The 23,878-nt window shown below is 61.7% G+C and carries 24 protein-coding genes; 16 read left to right on the forward strand and 8 right to left on the reverse strand.

Features of this window, described 5'->3' with window-relative positions:
* Positions 1–19: 19 nt before the first annotated feature.
* From ccoN (PSH87_RS20425) to ccoP (PSH87_RS20440), 4 genes are read left to right on the forward strand one after another with little or no spacing between them, the layout of a single operon-like run.
* Positions 20–1,444: a cytochrome-c oxidase, cbb3-type subunit I gene (gene ccoN, locus PSH87_RS20425; RefSeq protein ID WP_017735320.1), complete on the forward strand. Its 1,425-nt coding sequence runs from the start codon at positions 20–22 to the stop codon at positions 1,442–1,444.
* 10 nt (positions 1,445–1,454) lie between these two features.
* Complete coding sequence (gene ccoO / locus PSH87_RS20430; RefSeq protein WP_017735321.1) at positions 1,455–2,063, forward strand: cytochrome-c oxidase, cbb3-type subunit II; 609 nt, start codon at positions 1,455–1,457, stop codon at positions 2,061–2,063.
* A 3-nt stretch (positions 2,064–2,066) separates the two neighbouring features.
* Positions 2,067–2,267 carry a cbb3-type cytochrome c oxidase subunit 3 gene (locus PSH87_RS20435; RefSeq protein ID WP_010208563.1) on the forward strand — a complete coding sequence of 67 codons (201 nt, stop codon included), beginning with the start codon at positions 2,067–2,069 and terminating at the stop codon, positions 2,265–2,267.
* Positions 2,264–3,196: a cytochrome-c oxidase, cbb3-type subunit III gene (gene ccoP / locus PSH87_RS20440; protein ID WP_017735322.1), complete on the forward strand. Its 933-nt coding sequence runs from the start codon at positions 2,264–2,266 to the stop codon at positions 3,194–3,196. Before PSH87_RS20435 ends, ccoP (PSH87_RS20440) begins: the two co-directional genes overlap by 4 nt.
* 101 nt (positions 3,197–3,297) lie before the next feature.
* On the opposite strand, the gene PSH87_RS20445 is transcribed toward ccoP (PSH87_RS20440), so the two are convergent.
* Positions 3,298–3,909 carry a hypothetical protein gene (locus tag PSH87_RS20445; protein ID WP_305430872.1) on the reverse strand — a complete coding sequence of 204 codons (612 nt, stop codon included), beginning with the start codon at positions 3,907–3,909 and terminating at the stop codon, positions 3,298–3,300.
* Between the two features lie 504 nt (positions 3,910–4,413).
* Here PSH87_RS20445 and ccoN (PSH87_RS20450) point away from each other — a divergent pair.
* The 4 genes from ccoN (PSH87_RS20450) to ccoP (PSH87_RS20465) are packed head-to-tail and all read left to right on the forward strand — an operon-like array spanning position 4,414 to position 7,629.
* Positions 4,414–5,856 (forward strand): cytochrome-c oxidase, cbb3-type subunit I, encoded by a 1,443-nt coding sequence (gene ccoN / locus PSH87_RS20450; RefSeq protein ID WP_017735324.1) that lies wholly within the window; start codon positions 4,414–4,416, stop codon positions 5,854–5,856.
* Complete coding sequence (ccoO, locus tag PSH87_RS20455) at positions 5,856–6,464, forward strand: cytochrome-c oxidase, cbb3-type subunit II (protein WP_003193167.1); 609 nt, start codon at positions 5,856–5,858, stop codon at positions 6,462–6,464. Before ccoN (PSH87_RS20450) ends, ccoO (PSH87_RS20455) begins: the two co-directional genes overlap by 1 nt.
* 5 nt (positions 6,465–6,469) lie before the next feature.
* Positions 6,470–6,655 carry a CcoQ/FixQ family Cbb3-type cytochrome c oxidase assembly chaperone gene (locus PSH87_RS20460; RefSeq protein ID WP_005790274.1) on the forward strand — a complete coding sequence of 62 codons (186 nt, stop codon included), beginning with the start codon at positions 6,470–6,472 and terminating at the stop codon, positions 6,653–6,655.
* Positions 6,652–7,629 carry a cytochrome-c oxidase, cbb3-type subunit III gene (gene ccoP, locus PSH87_RS20465; RefSeq protein ID WP_017735326.1) on the forward strand — a complete coding sequence of 326 codons (978 nt, stop codon included), beginning with the start codon at positions 6,652–6,654 and terminating at the stop codon, positions 7,627–7,629. Before PSH87_RS20460 ends, ccoP (PSH87_RS20465) begins: the two co-directional genes overlap by 4 nt.
* 262 nt (positions 7,630–7,891) lie before the next feature.
* Here ccoP (PSH87_RS20465) and PSH87_RS20470 read toward each other — a convergent pair whose 3' ends face one another.
* Positions 7,892–8,545: a hypothetical protein gene (locus PSH87_RS20470; protein WP_305430873.1), complete on the reverse strand. Its 654-nt coding sequence runs from the start codon at positions 8,543–8,545 to the stop codon at positions 7,892–7,894.
* A gap of 513 nt (positions 8,546–9,058) precedes the next feature.
* On the opposite strand from PSH87_RS20470, the gene ccoG reads away from it, so the two are divergent.
* From ccoG to hemN, 6 genes are all read left to right on the forward strand, one after another.
* A complete protein-coding gene (gene ccoG, locus PSH87_RS20475; RefSeq protein ID WP_305430874.1) occupies positions 9,059–10,462 on the forward strand; it encodes a cytochrome c oxidase accessory protein CcoG in 1,404 nt (467 codons plus the stop codon).
* A 15-nt stretch (positions 10,463–10,477) separates the two neighbouring features.
* The gene (locus tag PSH87_RS20480; RefSeq protein ID WP_026136609.1) at positions 10,478–11,017 is read left to right on the forward strand and encodes a FixH family protein; all 540 of its coding nucleotides are present in this window, start codon (positions 10,478–10,480) and stop codon (positions 11,015–11,017) included.
* Between the two features lie 115 nt (positions 11,018–11,132).
* Positions 11,133–13,577, forward strand: a complete 2,445-nt coding sequence (locus tag PSH87_RS20485; protein WP_305430875.1) for a heavy metal translocating P-type ATPase — start codon at positions 11,133–11,135, stop codon at positions 13,575–13,577.
* A 22-nt stretch (positions 13,578–13,599) separates the two neighbouring features.
* On the forward strand, positions 13,600–13,812 hold the full coding sequence (gene ccoS / locus PSH87_RS20490; RefSeq protein WP_305430876.1) for a cbb3-type cytochrome oxidase assembly protein CcoS: 213 nt from the start codon (positions 13,600–13,602) through the stop codon (positions 13,810–13,812).
* Positions 13,805–14,488, forward strand: coding sequence for a sulfite exporter TauE/SafE family protein (locus PSH87_RS20495; protein WP_305430877.1), 684 nt, complete (start codon positions 13,805–13,807; stop codon positions 14,486–14,488). Before ccoS ends, PSH87_RS20495 begins: the two co-directional genes overlap by 8 nt.
* 103 nt (positions 14,489–14,591) lie before the next feature.
* Complete coding sequence (gene hemN, locus PSH87_RS20500) at positions 14,592–15,974, forward strand: oxygen-independent coproporphyrinogen III oxidase (RefSeq protein WP_305430878.1); 1,383 nt, start codon at positions 14,592–14,594, stop codon at positions 15,972–15,974.
* Between the two features lie 6 nt (positions 15,975–15,980).
* Here the strand turns inward: hemN and PSH87_RS20505 are convergent, their stop codons facing one another.
* Positions 15,981–16,445: a hypothetical protein gene (locus PSH87_RS20505; protein WP_026136610.1), complete on the reverse strand. Its 465-nt coding sequence runs from the start codon at positions 16,443–16,445 to the stop codon at positions 15,981–15,983.
* 155 nt (positions 16,446–16,600) lie between these two features.
* On the opposite strand from PSH87_RS20505, the gene fnr reads away from it, so the two are divergent.
* Together fnr and PSH87_RS20515 are read left to right on the forward strand one after the other, a co-directional pair.
* On the forward strand, positions 16,601–17,335 hold the full coding sequence (gene fnr / locus PSH87_RS20510) for a fumarate/nitrate reduction transcriptional regulator Fnr (RefSeq protein ID WP_016979302.1): 735 nt from the start codon (positions 16,601–16,603) through the stop codon (positions 17,333–17,335).
* An 80-nt stretch (positions 17,336–17,415) separates the two neighbouring features.
* A complete protein-coding gene (locus PSH87_RS20515; RefSeq protein WP_017735336.1) occupies positions 17,416–17,964 on the forward strand; it encodes an adenine phosphoribosyltransferase in 549 nt (182 codons plus the stop codon).
* 116 nt (positions 17,965–18,080) lie between these two features.
* Here PSH87_RS20515 and PSH87_RS20520 read toward each other — a convergent pair whose 3' ends face one another.
* The 5 genes from PSH87_RS20520 to dnaX form a co-directional block, all read right to left on the reverse strand.
* Positions 18,081–19,229 (reverse strand): acyl-CoA dehydrogenase family protein, encoded by a 1,149-nt coding sequence (locus tag PSH87_RS20520; RefSeq protein WP_305430882.1) that lies wholly within the window; start codon positions 19,227–19,229, stop codon positions 18,081–18,083.
* Between the two features lie 216 nt (positions 19,230–19,445).
* Positions 19,446–20,048 (reverse strand): recombination mediator RecR, encoded by a 603-nt coding sequence (gene recR / locus PSH87_RS20525; RefSeq protein ID WP_017735338.1) that lies wholly within the window; start codon positions 20,046–20,048, stop codon positions 19,446–19,448.
* A 66-nt stretch (positions 20,049–20,114) separates the two neighbouring features.
* Complete coding sequence (locus PSH87_RS20530) at positions 20,115–21,149, reverse strand: NADP-dependent oxidoreductase (protein ID WP_257781828.1); 1,035 nt, start codon at positions 21,147–21,149, stop codon at positions 20,115–20,117.
* A 203-nt stretch (positions 21,150–21,352) separates the two neighbouring features.
* Complete coding sequence (locus PSH87_RS20535; RefSeq protein WP_003175481.1) at positions 21,353–21,691, reverse strand: YbaB/EbfC family nucleoid-associated protein; 339 nt, start codon at positions 21,689–21,691, stop codon at positions 21,353–21,355.
* 43 nt (positions 21,692–21,734) lie between these two features.
* Entirely contained in the window at positions 21,735–23,771 is a 2,037-nt protein-coding gene (dnaX, locus tag PSH87_RS20540; RefSeq protein WP_305430884.1) for a DNA polymerase III subunit gamma/tau, read from the reverse strand.
* Positions 23,772–23,878 lie beyond the last annotated feature (107 nt).

A 23,878-nucleotide genomic window follows, 5' to 3' on the forward strand; every position in this document is an offset into this window, starting at 1 on the left:
GAACCGTGGATGGGGAACCATGAACACTACTTTAAGTACCGCCTATAACTACAAGGTGGTCCGCCAATTCGCCATTATGACGGTGGTGTGGGGCATCGTCGGCATGGGGCTCGGGGTTTTTCTCGCCGCCCAATTGGTCTGGCCTGCTCTGAATTTCGATTTACCCTGGACCAGCTTCGGCCGCCTGCGCCCGCTGCACACCAACGCGGTGATCTTCGCGTTCGGTGGCTGCGCGCTGTTCGCCAGCTCCTTCTACTCGGTGCAACGCACCTGCCAGACCCAGCTGTTTGCGCCGAAAATCGCCGCGTTCTGCTTCTGGGGCTGGCAGTTGGTCATCCTGCTGGCCGCGATCACCTTGCCGCTGGGCTACACCAGCTCCAAGGAATACGCCGAGCTGGAATGGCCGATCGATATCCTCATCACCATTGTCTGGGTGGCCTACGCCATCGTGTTCTTCGGCACAGTGATGAAGCGCAACACCAAGCACATCTACGTCGGTAACTGGTTTTTCGGTGCGTTCATCATCACCGTGGCCATTTTGCATATCGTCAACAACCTGGAAATCCCGGTCAGCCTGACCAAGTCCTACTCCCTCTACGGGGGTGCGACGGATGCCATGGTGCAGTGGTGGTATGGACATAACGCGGTAGGCTTTTTCCTCACCGCCGGCTTCCTCGGGATGATGTACTACTTCGTGCCGAAACAGGCCGAGCGTCCGGTGTATTCCTATCGCTTGTCCATCGTGCACTTCTGGGCACTGATCACCCTGTACATCTGGGCCGGTCCCCACCACTTGCACTACACCGCGCTGCCGGACTGGGCACAGTCCCTGGGCATGGTGATGTCGCTGGTGCTGCTGGCACCGAGCTGGGGCGGGATGATCAACGGCATGATGACCCTGTCGGGCGCCTGGCATAAGTTGCGCAGCGACCCGATCCTGCGCTTCCTCGTGGTCTCCCTGGCGTTCTACGGCATGTCGACCTTCGAAGGCCCGATGATGGCGATCAAGACCGTCAACGCCCTTTCCCACTACACCGACTGGACCATCGGCCACGTACACGCCGGCGCCCTCGGCTGGGTCGCGATGATTTCCATCGGCGCGCTGTACCACATGATCCCGAAAATCTTCGGTCGCGAGCAGATGTACAGCCTCGGCCTGATCAACGCGCATTTCTGGCTGGCCACCATCGGCACCGTGCTCTACATCGCCTCGATGTGGGTCAACGGCATCGCCCAGGGCCTGATGTGGCGTGCGGTCAACGAAGACGGCACCTTGACCTACTCCTTCGTCGAAACCCTGGTGGCCAGCCACCCTGGCTTCATCGTGCGGTTGGTGGGCGGTGCAGTGTTCCTCAGCGGCATGTTCCTGATGGCTTACAACACTTGGCGCACCGTGCGCTCGGCACAACCTGTCGAAGCCGCCACCGCCACGCAGATGGCCTGAGGAGTCAGTGATGAAACACGAAACGATTGAAAAGAACGTCGGCCTGCTGATGCTGCTGATGGTGCTGGCCGTGAGTATCGGCGGCCTGACCCAGATCGTCCCGCTGTTCTTCCAGGACGTCACCAACAAGCCGGTGGAAGGCATGAAGCCCTACACCGCGCTGCAACTGGAAGGCCGTGACATCTACATCCGCGAAGGCTGTGTGCAGTGCCACTCGCAGATGATCCGCCCATTCCGCGCCGAGACCGAACGCTACGGCCACTACTCGGTCGCCGGCGAAAGCGTCTGGGATCACCCGTTCCTGTGGGGCTCCAAGCGCACCGGGCCGGACCTGGCGCGCGTCGGCGCACGCTACTCGGACGACTGGCACCGCGCGCACTTGTACAACCCGCGCAACGTGGTGCCCGAGTCGAAAATGCCGGCCTACCCGTGGCTGGTCACCGCCGCGGTCGACAGCAGCCACACCGAGACCAAGTTGAAAGTGATGCGCACCCTCGGCGTGCCGTACACCGACGACGACATCAGTGGCGCCGTCGCCAGCCTCAAGGGCAAGACCGAGATGGACGCGCTGGTGTCGTACCTGCAAGTGCTCGGCACTGCCATCAAGAGCAAGAGGTGAGCCATGGGATTTGAATTCGATGCGGGCACCATCCGCGGCCTTGGCACGCTGGTCGTCGCCATCGCCTTTATCGGCCTGTCGCTGTGGGTGTTCAACAACCGCCGCAATGCGGAGTTCGAGCAGGCGCGCCTGCTGCCGTTCGCCGATGAACCTTCTCCATCCGACGCTCAAGAAGAGCCTGCAATAAGGAGCACTCGGCCATGACCCTATTTTGGAGTACATGGATCTGCGTACTGACCCTGGGCAGCCTGATCGGCCTGACCTGGCTGTTGATCGGCACCCGCAAGGGCGAGACCAAGGGCAGTGTGGACCAGACCATGGGCCACGCCTTCGACGGGATCGAGGAGTACGACAACCCCCTGCCCCAGTGGTGGTTCATGCTGTTCGCCGGCACCCTGGTGTTTGCGGTCGGCTACCTGATCCTCTACCCGGGCCTGGGCAACTGGAAAGGCGTGTTGCCAGGCTACGAGGACGGCTGGACGCAGAACAAGGAATGGGACAAGGAAATGGCCAAGGCCGACGCCAAGTTCGGGCCGATCTTCGCCAAATTCGCGGCCATGCCCGTGGAAGAAGTGGCGAAAGACCCGCAAGCGTTGAAAATGGGCGGTCGCCTGTTTGCCTCCAACTGCGCGGTGTGCCACGGCTCGGACGCCAAGGGCGCGTACGGTTTCCCGAACCTGGCGGACAACATCTGGCGCTGGGGCGGTTCGGCCGAGGCGATCAAGACCACGATCCTCAACGGTCGCCACGCGGCGATGCCGGCCTGGGGCGAAATCCTCGGTGAAGACGGCGTGAAAAACGTTGCCGCCTATGTGCGTCACGACCTGGCCAAGCTGCCATTGCCGGCGGATAACAGCGCCGACCTGGCCGCCGGCCAAGCCGCGTTCAACACCACCTGCGTCGCCTGCCACGGCCCGCAAGGCACTGGCATGGAAGCCATGGGTGCACCCGACCTGACCAAACCGGCTGGCTACATCTACGGCACCAGCCTGGCGCAGTTGCAGCAGACGATCCGTCACGGCCGCCAGGGCCAGATGCCGGCGCAGGATGTGCTGCAAGGGAATGACAAGGTGCATTTGTTGGCGGCGTATGTTTACAGCTTGTCCCATGGTGATAAGCAAACTGCCGAGTAGGCCCTTCTTGGCAGGCCTGGAGCCCCGCTCAGTGAAAACTGGCGGGGCTTTTTTGCGCGTACAGCGACGCCAATCCCCCCGGCAACGCTGATTGAGCACCGCTACTGAACATTGGGCAGAGAGATCACAAGCGATTGTTTAGTGACTCGACTCCCCCGGTCCGCCAATCCCAGTTGATCCATTAGCTCAGGGCGAGCAAGCAGCTCACGCGCAAACATCTTTGCTTCAGGCGGCGACGCCTGCGAAAGGGCTACATCCTCAAGCGACCAGAGGGTCACGCCCTGCATGGACTTGGACGCATTAAAAGTGTCCGGGTGTTCCTTGAACGTATCGAAATGAGCGATCAAGTAGTTGGCCATGTCCTTATTGCTCATGGCACTGAACTTCTGGTGCTCCGGGGATGCGACCATGCGAACGCTTTCCCGCTTAATCTTGCCGTCATATTTGGTATTGCCGTACCTGTCGAGCTTGTCCATGAGGCCGTGGTTTTCCAACAGCGCACGTGCAAACTGCGAATCTTCAGTGCTGACACCAGACTGCGTGGAGCTATACGCGATGTTCTCAAGGGATTGACGCGTGATAACACCTGGCTGTTTGGGGTCGCTGAATCTGTCGAAATGAACGTAGAGATGATTGGCCAACTCCGTCTCATTCATTCGCGTGAACGGGTTGCCGGTGTCGGATTTTGCCGAAAGTTGCGCGGCCGGCTGCATAGCACCCATCAGCGTTATTGGACACAGTATTCACACTCATCACATTCTCCTTAACTGGAAGTCCTACGGTCTATTTGCTTCTCCTATGTGGGAAAAGGACCGGGGCGGTTCCCATCCGCTCATTTTTTTGCATAGATAAATCTAGAAAGTGCTCGCCGATGCCCTTCGCGAATAATCGGGCGTTCACCCGCCCTGGCTTCGCGACCTTTTGTCACACCCCCTCCAAAGCACAACTTTCCCCTCCCGCCATTCGGGTCTACGCTTCCCCCACAGCGGTCCGGTTCTGGCGTACGCGACGAGTACCGTTGCGAGCCGAAAAAATTCCTGTCCACTTGATCAGCTTTCGAACGCCGACTTTATCCTTACGTAAAACAGGGAAAGGGCGCAGAATCTGGCGTGGAACGCCTTGACACAGGTCAGCGTTGCGTTGCATTGGCCTCTCGCTTTCTACATACTTGCGGCCGATTTTTACCTATAAAAAAACCTAAACCGTGGAACCTTAGAATGAGCACAGCAATCAGTCCGACTGCTTATAACTATAAGGTAGTCCGCCAGTTCGCCATCATGACGGTGGTCTGGGGGATCCTTGGCATGGGGCTCGGGGTGTTCATCGCCTCGCAACTGGTCTGGCCGGAATTGAACTTCGGCTTGCCCTGGACGACCTTCGGTCGCCTGCGCCCGCTGCACACCAACCTGGTGATCTTCGCCTTCGGTGGATGTGCATTGTTTGCCACCTCCTACTATGTCGTGCAGCGAACCTGCCAGACGCGACTGATCTCCGATGGCCTCGCCGCCTTCACCTTCTGGGGTTGGCAAGCCGTGATCCTCGGCGCCATCGTCACCCTGCCCCTGGGCTACACCACCACCAAGGAATACGCCGAGCTGGAATGGCCCATCGCCATCTTGCTCGCCATTGTGTGGGTGACCTATGCCGTGGTGTTCTTCGGCACTATCGTCAAGCGCAAGACCAAACACATCTACGTGGGCAACTGGTTCTACGGTGCCTTCATCCTGGTCACGGCGATGCTGCACATCGTCAACCACGCCTCGCTGCCGGTCAGCCTGTTCAAGTCCTATTCGGCCTACGCCGGGGCGACGGACGCGATGATCCAGTGGTGGTACGGGCATAACGCGGTAGGGTTTTTCCTGACCACGGGTTTCCTGGGGATGATGTACTACTTCGTGCCGAAACAGGCCGAACGTCCTATTTACTCGTACCGCCTGTCCATCGTGCACTTCTGGGCGCTGATCACCCTGTACATCTGGGCCGGCCCGCACCACCTGCACTACACCGCGCTGCCGGATTGGGCGCAGTCGCTGGGCATGGCGATGTCGATCATCCTGCTGGCCCCAAGCTGGGGCGGCATGATCAACGGCATGATGACCCTGTCGGGCGCCTGGCATAAATTGCGCACCGACCCGATCCTGCGCTTCCTCGTGGTGTCGCTGGCGTTCTACGGCATGTCGACCTTCGAAGGGCCGATGATGGCGATCAAGACCGTCAACTCGCTGTCCCACTACACCGACTGGACCATCGGCCACGTACACGCCGGCGCGCTCGGCTGGGTAGCGATGATCTCCATCGGCGCGCTGTACCACATGATCCCGAAACTGTTCGGTCGCCCGCAGATGCACAGCGTTGGCCTGATCAATGCGCACTTCTGGCTGGCCACCATCGGTACCGTGCTCTACATCGCTTCGATGTGGGTCAACGGCATCACCCAGGGCCTGATGTGGCGTGCGATCAACGATGACGGCACCCTCACCTACTCCTTCGTCGAAGCGCTGCAAGCCAGCCATCCGGGGTTCATCGTGCGCGCCCTGGGCGGTGCATTCTTTGCCTCCGGCATGTTCCTGATGGCCTACAACGTCTGGCGCACCGTGCGTGCCGCCGATCCAGTAGAAGCCGAAGCCGCCGCCAAGATCGCCGTAGTGGGAGCCCACTGATGAAGCATGAAGTAGTCGAGAAGAATATCGGCCTGCTGGCCTTCTTCATGGTCATCGCCGTGAGTATCGGCGGCCTGACCCAGATCGTTCCGCTGTTTTTCCAGGACGTCACCAACAAGCCGGTGGAAGGCATGAAGCCGCGCACCGCCCTTGAACTGGAAGGCCGCGACGTCTACATCGCCAACGGTTGTGTCGGCTGCCACTCGCAGATGATCCGCCCGTTCCGCGCCGAAACCGAACGCTACGGCCACTACTCGGTCGCCGGCGAAAGCGTGTGGGACCACCCGTTCCTGTGGGGTTCCAAGCGCACCGGCCCGGACCTGGCCCGTGTCGGCGGACGTTACTCCGATGACTGGCAGCGCGCGCACTTGTACAACCCGCGCAACGTGGTGCCTGAGTCGAAAATGCCGGCGTACCCGTTCCTCGTGGAAAACAAGCTCGACGGCAAGGACACCGCGAAGAAAATGGAAGTCTTGCGCACCCTGGGCGTGCCCTACACCGATGAAGACATCGCCGGTGCAGCCGCAGCCGTGAAGGGCAAGACCGAAATGGACGCATTGGTGGCCTACCTGCAAGGCCTTGGCACCATCATCAAAAGCAAACGGTGACCTACATGGATATCGGGATGATTCGAGGCCTGGGCACCGTTGTGGTGATGGTGGCCTTTGTCGGCCTGGCGTTGTGGGTGTTCAGCCCCCGCCGCAAGTCGGAGTTTGACGACGCAACCATGCTGCCCTTTGCGGATGATCCCGAAGCCATCAAGCACGTCGAGCAAGCTTCTAGGAGTAACAAAGAATGACTACGTTCTGGAGTCTGTACGTCACAGTCCTCAGTCTGGGAACCATCTTCGCCCTGACCTGGCTGTTGCTGTCGACCCGCAGGGGGCAGCGCAGCGAACAAACCGACGAAACCGTCGGCCACTCGTTCGACGGCATCGAGGAGTACGACAACCCGCTGCCAAAATGGTGGTTCATGCTGTTCGTCGGCACCATCGTCTTCGCCCTCGGCTACCTGGTGCTCTACCCGGGCCTGGGCAACTGGAAAGGCGTGCTGCCGGGCTACAACTACCTCGACAACGACAAGCAAACGCCCTTCGCCAACGGCCAGACCGGCTGGACCGGCGTACACGAATGGGAAAAGGAAATGGCCAAGTCGGAGGCCAAGTTCGGGCCGATCTTCGCCAAGTTCGCATCGATGCCCATTGAAGAAGTGGCCAAGGACCCGCAAGCCTTGAAGATGGGCGGCCGCCTGTTCGCGTCCAACTGTTCGGTGTGCCATGGTTCCGACGCCAAGGGTGCCTACGGCTTCCCCAACCTCACCGACGCCGACTGGCGCTGGGGTGGCGACCCGGCCGTGATCAAGGAAACCATCATGAAAGGCCGCCACGCGATCATGCCGGCCTGGGCCGAAGTGATCGGTGAACAAGGCGTGGCCGATGTGGCCGCTTTTGTGCTGACCAACCTCGACGGCCGCAAGCTGCCGGAAGGCGCCAAGGCGGACGTGGCCAACGGTGAAAAACTGTTCGCCACCAACTGCGTGGCTTGCCACGGCCCGGCCGGCAAAGGCACCCCGGCGATGGGCGCGCCCGACCTGACCCACCCGGGTGCATTCATCTACGGTTCGAGCTTCGCGCAATTGCAGCAGACCATCCGCTATGGCCGCCAGGGCCAGATGCCTGCGCAGGAGCAAATGCAGGGCAACGACAAGGTGCACTTGCTGGCCGCGTATGTGTACAGCTTGTCGCATGGGGATAAGAAAGCCGAAGAGCAGTAACCCCCGTAAAACATCAAGCCCCTTACGGTGGCACCGTAAGGGGCTTGATGATGACCAACAACCGTATTGCACTACCTGAAAACCCGACACTCCCCTACCGCCAACTGGCGTATTGACAGGGCAATGCCTCAGGCCACCTTACAAGAATTGGTTAGCTCAGGATTCAGTCTTGAGACGCTGGTGCAAATAGGGAAACTTGCCAAGCCGCCGCGGTGTTTTTATAGGCGTTGACAACCCACAGCGCCCTGGCGACTTCTCGCACTTACTTGATGTACGGAAGTTTCTTCTCCACATCATTACGAACGACCGATGCGCGCTTACCATCGAACCCTAACTGCTGCATTAACTCAGGACGACTCAACAGTTCACGCACGAACATTTTTTGTTCATCACTGGAGGTCTTCGAAGTGAGTACATGCTGAAGTCGTGGAACCGATAACTCGTCGAAAGCACGACCTGCCGTACTGAGTGGGCTCACATACTTGAAATCATTGAAATTATCAAATAAGTGCCGCGCGATGTCCTTGTCACTCATGAGGCTGAATCGGCCGTTTTCCTTTGCCTCAAACGCCCCGAGACTGGCCTGATCAATTTTTCCATCATGTTTGTGCTTGCCATAACCATCGCACTTTTCAAATAGTCCCTCTCTTTCCAGGACGGCCCGCGCGAGGGCTGACTCAAAGGGATCGACACCATTCTGCTCGCCCGCGTAAGCCATTTTCGCCAGTGATTCACGAGTCACAGAACCTGGATGCTTCGGATCGGTAAACTTTTCAAAGTCCATACGCAGAAGAAAGACCAGCCCTTCATCTGAAGTAGACTTGTAAAAATCGGAAACATCGGCCGCCGCTGGAGAGTTCGAAGCCTGCAACGGGGCCAACGAAGGGTTATAAGAAACACCACTAGTAGCAGTCATCAACAGTTCCTCAATTAAAAAAATTGTATGTAGCCCACCTTTCGTGGAAACACCTCCACCCACCGTTCCCTCTGAATGTTGAACAAGTGTTTAACAATATTTCCTATAGCAAATACGTTGCTGCTCCTACATCACTTGGTATGCAAAATCTCAAATGAGTGGGGAGAAATCTCTCAATGTCTGACAGGCAGGATATAAAGAACACCGTCACAACCACTCCACCACAGAGGCTCGCCGTGACCGCATGGGCAATGCCAGCAGTGTGGATCGAACAATTTTGCACAGGCAGATCCATGGGACAAATGACCAACCTACCGCCGAAAACCATCCATACTTGCCAAGTCAATTGATCCAGATCACGTACACCATCAATTGATTTCCCCCAACGCGACCAAAGGTCGCACCCTTTGCGCACCATCGGGGGCGTATCATTAGGCCACTGCAACACCCCTAATTTGACCCCGGCCGGCACGTACTGGCCGAGGCAAATCTCCACCGCCGTGGGATGCAATGATGAGCGACCAAATACCGGTACATGACGTTACCCCCCCTGCCAAGACCATCGATCTCTACGCCTCGCGCGAGAAAATCTACACCCGCGCCTTCACCGGCCTGTTCCGCAACCTGCGCATGCTCGGCGGCGCCGGCCTGTTCCTGCTCTACTTCGGCACGGTATGGCTGAACTGGGGTGGCCACCAGGCTGTGTGGTGGAACCTGCCGGAACGCAAATTCTTCATTTTTGGCGCCACCTTCTGGCCCCAGGACTTCATCCTGCTTTCGGGCATCCTGATCGTCGCGGCCTTTGGCCTGTTCTTCATCACGGTGTACGCCGGCCGCGTGTGGTGCGGTTATACCTGCCCGCAAAGCGTGTGGACGTGGATCTTCATGTGGTGCGAAAAGGTCACCGAAGGCGACCGCAACCAGCGCATCAAGCTCGACAAGGCGCCGATGGGCGCCAACAAGTTCCTGCGTAAATTCAGCAAGCACACCCTGTGGCTGCTGATCGGTTTTGTCACCGGCATGACCTTTGTCGGCTATTTCTCGCCGATCCGCGAACTGGTGTTCGACTTCTTCACCGGCCAGGCCGATGGCTGGTCGTATTTCTGGGTGGGTTTCTTCACCCTCGCCACCTACGGCAACGCCGGCTGGCTGCGCGAGCAGGTGTGTATCTACATGTGCCCGTACGCACGCTTCCAGAGCGTGATGTTCGACAAGGACACCCTGATCGTGTCCTACGACCCACGCCGTGGCGAACTGCGCGGCCCACGTAAAAAAGGCAGCGACTACAAGGCCGAGGGCCTGGGCGATTGCATCGACTGCACGATGTGCGTGCAGGTGTGCCCCACCGGGATCGACATCCGCGACGGCCTGCAAATCGAGTGTATCGGCTGCGCGGCGTGTATCGACGCCTGCGACAACATCATGGACAAGATGGACTACCCACGCGGCCTGATCAGCTACACCACCGAACACAACCTGTCCGGGCAGAAAACCCACAAGCTGCGCCCGCGCCTGATCGGCTACGCGCTGGTGCTGCTGGCGATGATCAGCCTGTTGGTGGCGGCGTTTTTCATGCGTTCGCTGGTGGGTTTCGACGTGAGCAAGGACCGCGTGCTCTACCGCGAAAACGCCGAAGGCCGCATCGAAAACGTCTACAGCCTGAAGATCATGAACAAGGACCAGCGCGACCACACCTACGTGCTCGACGCCGCTGGCCTGCCCGACCTCAAGCTGCAAGGCCGCCGCGAGATCAGGGTGGCTGCCGGTGATATCGTCAGCATGCCGGTAGAGCTGTCCAGTGCGCCGGAGCAATTGCCGTCGAGCACCAACGAGGTCAAATTCATCCTCACCGATGCCGATGATCCCGACGTCCGTATTGAAGCCAAGAGCCGATTCATCGGCCCCCAAGTTCGTTAAATAGAGAGCACGACAATGCCCGTAGCTACTGCCGCAAGCCCCTGGTACAAGCACCTCTGGCCCTGGATCATCATTGCGATCCTGGCCTGCTCGGTGACCTTGACCTTGTCCATGGTGACCATCGCGGTGAACAACCCGGACAACCTGGTCAACGACAACTACTACGAGGCCGGCAAAGGCATCAACCGCTCCCTGGACCGCGAACTGCTGGCCCAGACCCTGCAACTGCGCGCCAAGGTGCACCTGGACGAGCTGACCGGTGAAGTCGAGCTGCACCTGACCGGCAACAGCAACCCAACCACCCTGGAGCTCAACCTGATTTCCCCGACGCAGCCAGAGAAGGATCGCAAGATCAACCTGGCCCGCAGCGCCAGCGAACCCGGGCGCTACATCGGCCAGGTCACCGACAAGGTCGAAGGCCGCCGCTTCGTCGAACTGCTCGGCGTGGAAGGCGACCGTACCTGGCGCATGTTCGAAGAGGAACAGGTCAGCCACGATAAAGACTTGCTGCTGGGGGATGAACCGCTGCAAGGTGCCGAAGACCTGAAAAAGTAACAGCCGGCGCTTCGCGCATCGCGGGCAAGCCCGCTCCCACAGGAAGAACGCATTCCAACTGTGGGAGCGGGCTTGCCCGCGATGAGGCCCTCCCAGCCACTACAGATTCCAAACCATGACCACCCCCTGCTACCACTGCGCCCTGCCCGTCCCCGCCGGCAGCCGTTTCACAGCGGTCATCCTCGGTTCACGCCGCGAACTCTGCTGCCCCGGTTGCCAGGCCGTGGCCGAAGCCATCGTCGCCGGCGGCCTGGAAAGCTATTACCAGCACCGCAGCGAAGCCTCGGCCAACCCTGACGCGCTGCCGGTGCAACTGGTGGACGAACTGGCGCTGTACGACCGTGCCGACGTGCAAAAACCCTTCGTGCGCCACGAAGGCGAACTGGCCGAAACCACCCTATTGATGGAAGGCATCAGCTGCGCCGCCTGCGGCTGGCTGATCGAAAAACACCTGCGCCGCCTGCCCGCCGTGGCCGAGGCGCGGCTGAACCTGTCCAACCATCGCCTGCAAGTGCGCTGGGCCGACGGGCAATTGCCGCTGAGCCAACTGCTCGGCGAGTTGCGCCATATCGGCTACGCCGCCCACCCCTATCAAGCGGACCGCGCGGCCGAACAACTGGCCAACGAAAACCGTCTGGCCTTGCGCCAGCTGGGCGTGGCCGGGCTGCTGTGGTTCCAGGCGATGATGGCAACCATGGCCACCTGGCCGGAATTCAACATCGACCTGAGCCCCGAGTTGCACGTGATCCTGCGTTGGGTGGCGATGTTCCTGACCACGCCCATCGTGTTCTACAGCTGCGCACCGTTTTTCAAAGGTGCCCTGCGCGACCTGCGCACGCACCACCTGACCATGGATGTGTCGGTGTCCCTGGCCATCGGCGGGGCTTATCTAGCGGGAATCTGGACGGCAATCACCGGCGTCGGCGAGTTGTATTTCGATGCAGTGGGCATGTTTGCTCTGTTCCTGCTCGCCGGCCGCTACCTGGAGCGCCGTGCCCGGGAGCGCACGGCCGCCGCCACCGCGCAACTGGTCAACCTCTTACCGGCGTCCTGCCTGCGCTTGCAAAACGACGGCCAGAGCGAACGCATCCTGCTCAGCGAACTGGCCCTGGGCGATCGCGTGCTGGTGCATCCCGGCGCCGTGTTGCCGGCAGACGGCGTGATCCTCGACGGCCAATCCAGCATCGATGAATCCCTGCTCACCGGCGAGTACCTGCCACAACCACGCCAGGTCGGCGATGCCGTCACCGCTGGCACCCTCAATGTCGAAGGCGCGCTGACCGTCGAAGTGCGCGCCCTCGGCCACGACACGCGCCTGTCCGCCATCGTGCGCCTGCTGGAACGGGCCCAGGCGGAAAAACCGCGCCTGGCGCAAATCGCCGACCGTGCCGCGCAGTGGTTCCTGTTGTGCTCGCTGATTGCCGCCGCCGTGATCGGCCTGGTGTGGTGGGAACTGGACTCGTCCCGTGCTTTCTGGATTGTCCTGGCGATGCTCGTCGCGACCTGCCCCTGCGCGCTGTCGCTGGCCACGCCCACCGCCCTCACCGCCGCCACCGGCACCCTGCACAAACTCGGGCTGTTGCTGACCCGTGGCCATGTGCTGGAAGGCCTGAACCAGATCGACACGGTGATTTTCGACAAGACCGGCACCCTCACCGAAGGCCGCTTGGCCCTGCGCGCGATCCGCCCCCTGGGCACGCTGGACAGCGATGCCTGCCTGGGCCTTGCCGCCGCCCTCGAAAACCGCTCCGAACACCCGATTGCCCGCGCCTTTGGCCGCGCCCCGCTGGCCGCCGACGAGGTGCTCAGCTCCCCCGGCCTGGGCCTGGAAGGCCGTGTCGGCGAGCGCCAGCTGCGCATCGGCCAGCCCGGGTTTGTCTGCGCCCTCAGCGGTTGCCCGATCCCCGCCTCACCGGACGAAGCCGGGCAATGGCTGCTGCTGGGCGATACCCACGGCGCCCTCGCCTGGTTTGTCCTCGATGACCGTTTGCGCAGCGACGCCCCGGCCCTGCTGGCGGCGTGCAAGGCGCGCGGTTGGCGCACCTTGCTGCTGTCGGGAGACAGCTCGCCGATGGTCGCCAGCGTGGCAGCCGAATTGGGCATCGACGAAGCCCGTGGCGGCCTGCGCCCGGACGACAAGCTGCAGGTGCTGCAACAGTTGCATCAGCAAGGCCGCAAGGTGCTGATGCTCGGCGATGGGGTCAACGATGTGCCGGTCCTCGCCGCCGCCGATATCAGCGTGGCCATGGGTTCGGCCACCGACCTGGCCAAGACCAGCGCGGACGCGGTGCTGCTGTCCAACCGCCTCGACGCCCTGGCCCAAGCCTTCACCCTGGCACGGCGCACCCGGCGCGTGATCATTGAAAACTTGCTGTGGGCCGGGCTGTACAATGGCCTTATGCTGCCGTTTGCCGCCCTGGGTTGGATCACGCCGATCTGGGCGGCGATCGGCATGTCCCTCAGTTCGTTGACCGTGGTGCTCAACGCCCTGCGCCTGACTCGCCAGCCGAGCACGCCGGCCACCAGCGCCCCCACCGTCACCCGCCCGCTGCCGGCATGAGCCGGGCGGGCATGGAGTACCGATGCCAGCTCTCTACATGATGATTCCAGCGGCGCTGCTGTTAGTGGGCGTGGCCATCTACATCTTCTTCTGGGCGGTGGACAGCGGCCAGTACGACGACCTCGACGGCCCGGCCCACAGCGTGCTGTTTGACGACCAGGACCCCAACCACCTCGCCGCCGTCGACGAGGCCAACGGCCCCGAACAGCCACCCAAAGACCCGCCCCATGCTTGAATTGGCGCCGCTGCTGATCTCCGCGCTGATCCTTGGCCTGCTGGGCGGCGGCCACTGCCTGGGCATGTGTGGCGGGTTGATGGGCGCGCTGACCCTGGCGATCCCCAAGGAGCAGCGCAGCCGCCGCTTTCGCCTGCTGCTGGCGTACAACCTGGGGCGCATCCTCAGCTATGCCACGGCCGGCGTGTTGATCGGCCTGGCAGGCTGGGCCGTGGCGAACAGCCCGGCGGCGATGTTCATGCGCGTGCTGGCCGGGTTGCTGCTGATCAGCATGGGCCTGTACCTGGCCGGCTGGTGGAGCGGCCTGACCCGTATCGAAAGCCTCGGGCGCGGCCTGTGGCGGCATATCCAGCCGATTGCCAACCGTTTGCTGCCGGTGTCCAGCCTGCCGCGCGCCTTGCTGCTGGGTGCGCTCTGGGGCTGGTTGCCGTGCGGGTTGGTCTACAGCACCCTGCTGTGGGCGGCGAGCCAGGGCAATGCGCTGGACAGCGGGATGCTGATGCTCGCGTTTGGATTGGGCACTTGGCCGGTGCTGCTGGCCACCGGGTTGGCGGCGGAGCGGGTCACGGCGCTATTGCGCAAACGCAGCGTAAGAATGACCGGTGGCCTGCTGGTCATGCTCTTTGGGATTTGGACGCTGCCGGGTCCCCATCAGCACTGGCTAATGGGCCACTAAATCGCCATGTGGCATAGCGCCGCTCCCCGTTGATACAAATCAAGATGCCATCCCCGCCTCGCCCCTAGACTCGGCCCATTAGCCTATCCGGGGGAACGCCCGCATGCTCGACGCCATTCGTTGGGACACCGATCTGATTCACCGCTACGACTTGGCGGGGCCGCGCTACACGTCCTACCCCACCGCCGTACAATTCGACAGCCAGGTCGGCACGTTCGACCTGCTCCACGCCCTGCGCGAGAGCCGCAAGGCCTCAAGGCCGTTGTCGCTGTATGTGCATGTGCCGTTCTGCGCGAACATCTGCTACTACTGCGCCTGCAACAAGGTCATCACCAAGGACCGTGGCCGCGCCCATGCCTACCTGCAGCGGCTGGAGCAGGAAATCCAACTGGTGGCCTGCCACCTCGACCCGAAACAGCCAGTGGAACAGCTGCACTTCGGCGGCGGCACCCCGACCTTTCTCAGCCACGACGAACTGCGCCAAGTCATGGGCTGCCTGCGCAAGCACTTCAATCTGCTCGACGATGACTCCGGCGACTACGGCATCGAGATCGACCCGCGCGAAGCGGACTGGGCCACCATGGGCCTGTTGCGCGAGCTGGGCTTCAACCGCGTGAGCATTGGCCTGCAAGACCTCGACCCCGAGGTACAACGGGCAGTCAACCGCCTGCAAAGCCTGGAAGAAACCCGCGCCGTCATCGATGCCGCGCGCACCCTGCAATTTCGCTCGATCAACATCGACCTGATCTATGGCCTGCCCAAGCAAACCCCGCTCAACTTTGCACGCACCGTGGAAGAAGTGATCAAGCTGCAACCCGACCGCCTGTCGGTGTTCAACTACGCCCACCTGCCGGAGCGCTTCATGCCGCAGCGGCGGATCAACACCGACGACCTGCCCTCCCCGGCGGAAAAGCTGCTGATGCTGCAAACCACCATCGAACAGCTGACCCAGGCCGGCTACCGCTATATCGGCATGGACCACTTCGCCCTGCCGGACGACGAACTGGCCATCGCCCAGGAAGAAGGCACCTTGCAACGCAACTTCCAGGGCTACACCACCCATGGCCATTGCGACCTGATCGGGCTGGGGGTCTCGGCCATCAGCCAGATCGGCGACCTGTACTGCCAGAACACCAGCGACCTCAACGTTTACCAGAACACCTTGGCCAGCGCGCAACTGGCCGCCAGCCGGGGCTTGGTGTGCACCACGGACGATCGCTTGCGCCGGGAAGTGATCCAGCAGTTGATCTGCAATTTCAGCCTGGCATTCGACAAGGTCGAACAGGCCTTCAACATCGATTTTCGCGGGTATTTCGACGAGATCTGGCCGCAACTTGAGGCGATGGCCGCCGATGGCCTGATCGAACTGGATGCCCAGGGCATTCGCGTGTTGCCAGCCGGGCGCCTGCTGGTGCGCTCGGTGTGCATGGTGTTCGATGCCTACCTGGAGCACCAGAATAGGCAGCGGTTTTCACGGGTGATTTGAGCGCGGTTATTTCATTGCCAGGCTGGCGGCCTTGATCGCGTCGCCGGCACTCAGGTCCTTCATCGCCTTGGTCAAGGACGCCTGGGCACTGGTCAGGCTGGCCTGCAGCGCACCCAACGCCGATTGCAGGGCAGTGGCCTTGGCCCTGGCCTGCTCGGGGCTGAGGCTCTTGTCAGCCATGACCGCCGCCATTTCCGCCTGTTTCTCGGCGATCTGCTTCTTGATCTCGCGAATCATCTTCAACAGTTGCTTGACGTTTTCTGCCAGGCCGCTGTCGTCGATGTCACTGTTGGAGGTTTTCTCGGCCGCCGCCGCTTTCATCGCCGCACCGGAAATAACCACCGAGACCGCAGGTTTGGTCGCATCGGTGGCCTTGGGGTCGGCGTCGTCGGTTTTAACAGCGGTTTTTTTTGTATCTGGCGTCGTCGTAATCTGCGTGCGCATTGCCAGGTCGAGCGTAAGGGAAGCCATCTTGTGAACATCCAGGTTCCAGGGTTGATAGCATGCCATCGGCACCTGGCGAAAAATCTTTATACCCCTGCCGGTTTTTTGTACAGGCTGGCCTCACCCTCCCTCAGTGCGTTACCCTTACGTCTTATGTGTGTTTTCCCACAAGGATTTAAGAAATGTCCGAGCCAGTTAAACTGCGCGCTCACAGCCAGGCTCATTGCAAGGATTGCAGCCTGGCCCCCCTCTGCTTGCCACTTTCGCTGAATTTGGAAGACATGGATGCGCTGGACGACATCGTTAAACGCGGCCGCCCGCTGAAAAAAGGCGAGTTCCTGTTTCGCCAGGGCGACAAGTTCGATTCCGTCTATGCAGTACGTTCCGGCGCGTTGAAGACGTTCAGCCTGAGCGACAGCGGCGAAGAGCAGATCACCGGCTTCCACCTGCCCAGCGAACTGGTGGGGCTGTCCGGCATGGACACCGAGATTCATCCGGTGTCGGCCCAGGCGCTGGAGACGACGTCGGTGTGCGAAATCCCTTTCGAACGCCTCGACGAACTGGCCCTGCAATTGCCGCAGCTGCGCCGTCAGCTGATGCGCGTGATGAGCCGCGAGATCCGTGACGATCAACAAATGATGTTGCTACTGTCGAAAAAAACCGCCGACGAACGCATCGCTACCTTCCTCGTCAACCTGTCCGCACGCTTCCGCGCCCGGGGCTTCTCGGCCAACCAGTTCCGCCTGAGCATGTCGCGCAATGAAATCGGCAACTACCTGGGCCTCGCGGTAGAAACCGTGTCCCGCGTATTTACCCGCTTCCAGCAGAACGAACTGATCGCCGCCGAGGGCAAGGAAGTGCATATCCTCGACCCGATCCAGCTCTGTGCGCTGGCCGGTGGCTCCCTCGAGGGCTGATCCAGACACTTGCGGCCGCGCCAACCGGCGAGGCCGCAGGTATACTTCGAGTCCGTTTCCAGCCCCAGGACTCTTCGACGATGATCGCTGATTCGTTCGACATCAAATCCCTGATCCGCCCTGTCATCGACTTCCCCAAGCCTGGGGTGATCTTTCGTGACATCACGCCGCTGTTCCAATCGCCCCGCGCCCTGCGCCTGGTGGCCGATACCTTTGCCCAGCGGTATGTCGAAGCCGACTTCAGCCACATCGGCGCGATGGATGCGCGGGGCTTCCTGATCGGTTCGATCATCGCCTATCAATTGAACAAACCGCTGATCCTGTTCCGCAAGCAGGGCAAACTGCCGGCCGACGTGCTGGCCGAGGGTTACCAGACCGAATACGGCGAAGCCTTCCTGGAAGTGCACGCCGACAGCCTGTGTGAAGGCGACTCGGTGCTGATGTTCGATGACCTGATCGCCACGGGCGGGACCTTGATTGCTGCGGCGAACCTGGTGCGGCGTATGGGCGCGAAGATTTTTGAAGCGGCGGCGATTATTGACTTGCCGGAGCTGGGTGGCTCGCAGCGCTTGGAAGATATGGGGATTCCGACGTTTTGTTTGACGCAGTTTGCCCTCACTGAAAGGTAAGGGTTGCCAGGGCTGACGCCATCGCGGGCAAGCCCGCTCCCACATTTTGATTTGCTAATACATTCAAATGTGGGAGCTGGCTTGCCTGCGATGAGGCCCTGAAAAATACTACAAAACTACAGTCCCATCTGCTTGCTGATGATCTCGTTCATCACCTCCCGCGTCCCCCCACCAATCGACAGGATGCGATTGTCGCGATACAGCCGCTCCACCAGGCTGCCGCGCATATACCCCTGCCCGCCCAGGATCTGCACCGCGTCATAAGTGACCCGATCCGCCGTGTCGGTCGCCAGGTTCTTGGCCATGGAAATCTCCTTGATCACACTCTTGCCCGCCGCCATCTTCGCCGCCTGGCGATAGGTGAATTCCCGCGAGACTTCCACCGCCGTGGCCATTTCTGCCAACCGGTGCTTGAGCACCTGGAATTTGCCGATGGGCTTGCCGAACGCTTCACGCTGGGCCGCCCACTTGAGGCTTTCCTCCAGGGCCATCTGCGCCGTCATGTTGGCCATCAACGCCAGGGCCAGGCGTTCGCTCTGGAAGTTGCCCATGATGCAGGCAAAGCCCATGTTCTCGGCACCGATCAAGTTGCCTACGGGCACCCGGCAATCGTCGAAGAACAATTCAGCCGTGTCCGACGACCACCAGCCCATTTTCTTCAAGGGCTGGCCGACGGTGAAACCGGGGGTGTTTTTTTCGATGAGGAGCAGGCTGATGCCGGCAAAACCCGGCCCGCCGGTGCGTACGGCGACCGTATAGAAGTCGGCGCGGATGCCGCTGGTGATAAAGGTCTTGCTGCCGCTGACCCGGTAGTAGTCGCCATCACGAATGGCGCGGGTTTGCAGGTTGGCCACATCGGAACCGCCGCCCGGTTCGGTGACGGCCAGGGCGATGATCTTCTCGCCCGCCAGCACCAACGGCACCACGCGTTCGCGCACCTCGGGCCGTGCCCATTTGACGACGGGCGGCAGGCCGATATCCAGCGAACCGAGCCCCGCCACCACACCGCCGGAGCCACAGCGCATCAACTCCTCGCTGGCCGCGACCTTGGCGAACAGATCACCTTCATGGCTGCCGCCGAGGGCTTCGGGATAGCCGATACCCAGTATCCCCGCCGCGCCGGCCTTGAGGTACAGCTCGCGGGGAAAGCGCTCGGCCTCCTCCCATTGCTCGATGCCCGGCAGCAGCTCGCGCTCGACAAAACGGCGCACGCTGTCGCGGACCAATTGGTGGCTGGGGTCGAAGTAGTCCTGATAGGCAGACATCGGCAAGCTCCACGGTGAGGTGGAGGGAAATTACCAAGCGCTTGCTTGGTTTATCAAGCTGTCCGCAAATATCACCAACAACACAAAACCACTGTGGGAGCTGGCTTGCCTGCGATAACGGAGTGTCAGGCGACATCAATGTCGCTGTTCCACCGCTATCGCAGGCAAGCCAGCTCCCACAGAAGCCTGCTTCCACATCGGGGTTTGCGGTGTTGCTTAGAGCGCGATTGGTTTACGACCGGCAAAGGAATGCGCCAACGTGCCGCCGTCCACCAGCTCCAACTCGCCCCCCAACGGCACGCCATGGGCGATACGCGAGGTGATCAAGCCTTTGTTGGTCAGCAGCTGCGCAATGTAATGCGCCGTCGCTTCGCCTTCCACCGTCGGGTTGGTGGCCAGGATCACCTCGGTAAAGGTGCCCTGCTCTGCAATCCGCGCCACCAGTTGCGGGATGCCAATCGCCTCAGGCCCCAAACCGTCCAGCGGCGAGAGGTGGCCCTTGAGCACAAAGTAGCGCCCGCGATAACCGGTCTGCTCCACTGCGTACACATCCATCGGCCCTTCCACCACGCACAGCAGCGTGTCGTCGCGGCGCGGGTCGGCGCATTGCGGGCAGAGGTCTTCTTCGGTGAGGGTGCGGCACTGGCGGCAGTGGCCGACGCCGGTCATGGCCTGGCTCAGGGCCTGGGCCAACCGGGTGCCACCACTGCGGTCACGCTCCAGCAGTTGCAGCGCCATGCGCTGGGCGGTTTTCTGGCCGACGCCGGGCAAGGTGCGCAGGGCGTCGATCAGTTGGCGAATCAGGGGGCTGAAGCTCATGGGCGAAGGGTCCGACAAAACAACGAGACGCGGTTTATACCCGCGCCCCGGATTAGCGTCAAATGCTCAATCCTGCGCGACGCGCACCACCAACTTGCCGAAGTTGCGCCCTTCGAGCAAACCGATAAAGGCTTCGGGCGCCTGCTCCAGGCCGTCCACCACGTCTTCGCGGAATTTCACCTTGCCCTCGCGCACCCACGGCACCATGGCGCTGATGAACTCGGGTTGGCGGTCGCCGTAGTCGTCGAACACGATAAAACCCTGGATGCGCACACGCTTGGTCAGCAACGTGCGTTGCAGTGCCGGCAACCGGTCGGGGCCGCTCGGCGGCTGATGGGCGTTGTAGCCGGCGATCAACCCGCACAACGGGATGCGCGCCTTGGGATTGAGCAACGGCAGCACCGCGTCGAACACCTTGCCGCCGACGTTTTCGAAATAGATGTCCACGCCCTTGAAACAGGCCTGGGCCAGTTCATCGGCGAAGTCTGCACTCTTGTGATCGATACAGGCGTCAAAGCCCAACTCGTCCACCACGTAGCGACACTTGTCCGCACCGCCGGCGATACCCACCACGCGCAAGCCCTTGAGCTTGGCCACCTGCCCCACCACCGAGCCCACCGCACCGGACGCGGCAGCCACCACCAGGGTTTCGCCGGCCTTGGGCTGGCCGATGTCCATCAGGCCCATGTAGGCGGTCATGCCCGGCATGCCGAGCACACCCAAGGCCATGGAGGGGCTGGCGAGGCCCTTGGGCACCGGGATCAGGTTGTGTCCGTCGGAAATGCTGTGGCTTTGCCAGCCGGTGGCGCCCACCACCAGATCCCCCACTTCGAATTTCGGATTGCGCGACTGCTCGATACGGCTGACAGCACCACCGGTCATCACTTCATCGATTTCCACTGGTGCTGCGTAGGACGGTGCGTCACTCATGCGTCCGCGCATGTAGGGGTCGAGGGACAGGTACAGGGTCTTCAGCAGAACTTGGCCGTCTGCCAACTCCGGAAGATTCACACGCTCCAGACGGAAGTTTTCCGGGGTGGGTGCGCCCTGTGGGCGTGAGACCAGGACAATGCGCTGGTTCAAAGTCGGTTGTTGCGGCATCTGGGGCTCCTTTCGCGAATCCATCGGTATAGGGTGCAGACCGTGATTGGGGTGCCTGGGTTCAGATTGGACGCGGAGCGTCCGCGGCGGCGTTACCACGCAGAGCGTGGGAACGATCAGCCAGCTCCCACAGGGATCGCGGCGCGCGCAAAAAAAATGCCAGGCACTTGGCCTGGCATTCGAGTGTAGCTAACGCTCGCCGATCAGAACGGCAGCTTCATGCCCGGCGGCAGTTGCATGCCAGCGGTCACACCGCCCATTTTTTCCTGGCTGTTGGCTTCGATCTTGCGCACGGCGTCGTTGACGGCCGCGGCGAACAGCGCTTCGAGCATTTCCAGGTCGTCTTCGCCAACACCTGGCAATACGCTTGGGTCGATGCTGACGCGCTTGATGTCGTGACGACCGGTCATCACCACGCTGACCATATCGCCACCGGCTTTACCGGTGACTTCGGCGTTGGCCAGTTCTTCCTGCATCTTGGCCATTTTTTCCTGCATCTGCTGCGCCTGCTTCATCAGGCCGGCCATGCCACCTTTCATCATGGGAATCACCTCAAAGTACGTGGATCAAGTAAGTAGCCCGGTATCAGGACGCCTGGGGCACCGGGGCTTCGACAGGTTCAATAGTATCGTGACGGACGACCGCACCGAACTGTTGCATCATTTGCTGGATGAGCGGATCAGCGTGGATCGAGTCTTCGGCTTCGCGCTGGCGGTTGATGCGCCGGCGGGTCGCGGCCTGGGCCGGGGTTTCCTGCTCCGGCTTGATCAACTCGATGGCGATGGTCAGCGTGCGCTCATGGTACTGGTTCAGTGCGTCATTCAGGCGACGCTGCTGGGTGGCGTTGAACAGGGCGCTGTGGGCCGGGTCCAGGTGCAGCAGCCAGTGGTCGCCCTCAATGGAAATCAGTGTGCAGTTGGCGGCGATGCTGCCGGTCATGCCGGAGATCGGCAGTTTCGGGAACAGCTCCAGCCATTGCAGGGCCAGGCCGGTGGCCGGCGCCGCGGCGGGTTCTGCCTCGGGCTCGGGGGCCGGCTCGGCGGTGTGCTCGCTGGCCAGGTCGTCCAGGTAGCTGTAGGCCGAATCCATGTCCGGCTCGATGTAGTCTTCGTCCAGCGGCGGCTCGTCGTCGTCGATACCCGGCACAGCCGCCTCAACCTGGGCGACGGTCGGCTCGGGCACAGGCGCAGACACCCACTCAGGGGCGTCGGGCACCGCGCTGTCCGGGGTCGGCGTGGGCATCGGCGTCAGCTCGGGCTGTTCGCCAGTGGTTTCCAGCACGGGCTCCACGGCGGGCTGTTGCTCGGCTTCGGGTTCGGCCTCGGCTTCTACCGGATCGTTCCACGGCAGGTCGACGACCGGCGCGGGTTCGGGTTCGACAACCGGTTCCGGCGCAACCACCACCGGCTCGGGAGCCGGCGCCGGTGCAGCAACCACTGGCGCGACAACCGCCGCGCCAGCCACTGGTTTGGCGGAATCAACTGTGGCCTGGCTGATCCCCACTGGCTTTAGCGGCTGTCTCGGCGCGTCTGTCGCGTCGGCGGGCCGGAACGCCAGCATCCGCAGCAGGACCATTTCGAAGCCACCGCGCGGGTCCGGCGCCAGGGGCAGGTCGCGACGACCAATCAGGCCCATCTGGTAGTAGAACTGCACATCTTCGGCCGGCAGCGCCTGGGCCAGGGCCAGTACGCGGTCGCGGTCGCCATGGCCGTTATCCACACCCTCGGGTAGGGCCTGGGCGATGGCGACGCGGTGCAGCACATTGAGGATTTCCGAGAGCACGCCGTTCCAGTCCGGGCCTTGCTCCGACAGGTGGCGCACGGCTTCGAGCAACGCCTTGGCGTCGCCTTCGATCAACGCGTGCAGCACGTCGAACACCTGGCCATGGTCGAGGGTGCCGAGCATGGCGCGCACGTCGGCGGCCATGACCTTGCCTTCACCAAAGGCGATGGCCTGGTCGGTGAGGCTCATGGCGTCACGCATCGAACCATCGGCGGCGCGGCCGAGCAGCCACAGCGCGTCGTCTTCGAACGGCACGTTCTCGACGCCCAGCACGTGGGTCAAATGCTCGACCACGCGCTCGGGGGTCATGTTTTTCAGGGAGAACTGCAGGCACCGCGACAGAATCGTTGCAGGAAGTTTCTGCGGGTCGGTGGTGGCCAGGATGAACTTGACGTAGGGCGGCGGCTCTTCCAGGGTTTTCAACAAGGCGTTGAAGGAATGGCTGGACAGCATGTGCACTTCGTCGATCAGGTAGACCTTGAAGCGCCCGCGGCTCGGCGCGTACTGCACGTTGTCCAACAGCTCGCGGGTGTCTTCGACCTTGGTGCGGCTCGCGGCGTCGATCTCGATCAGGTCGACAAAGCGCCCTTCGTCGATTTCCCGGCACACCGAGCAGGTGCCGCAGGGCGTCGAAGTGATACCGGTTTCACAATTCAGGCATTTGGCAATGATGCGCGCGATGGTGGTCTTGCCCACCCCGCGTGTGCCGGTGAACAGGTAGGCGTGGTGCAGCCGCTGGCTGTCCAAGGCATTGATCAGAGCCTTGAGCACATGGGTCTGGCCGACCATTTCGCGGAACGAGCGCGGACGCCATTTACGTGCAAGAACCTGATAACTCATCGAAAACCGTCGCAACTGGGAAGCGGAAGCCGGTAATGCTAGCGGAGCAAGGGGGAAATTGCATCCGGCACGCTCGCCTAATCTGACTAAGCTCATCGCACTGGCCC

It is taken from the genome of Pseudomonas sp. FP453 (genome assembly GCF_030687495.1).
Lineage (GTDB): Bacteria > Pseudomonadota > Gammaproteobacteria > Pseudomonadales > Pseudomonadaceae > Aquipseudomonas.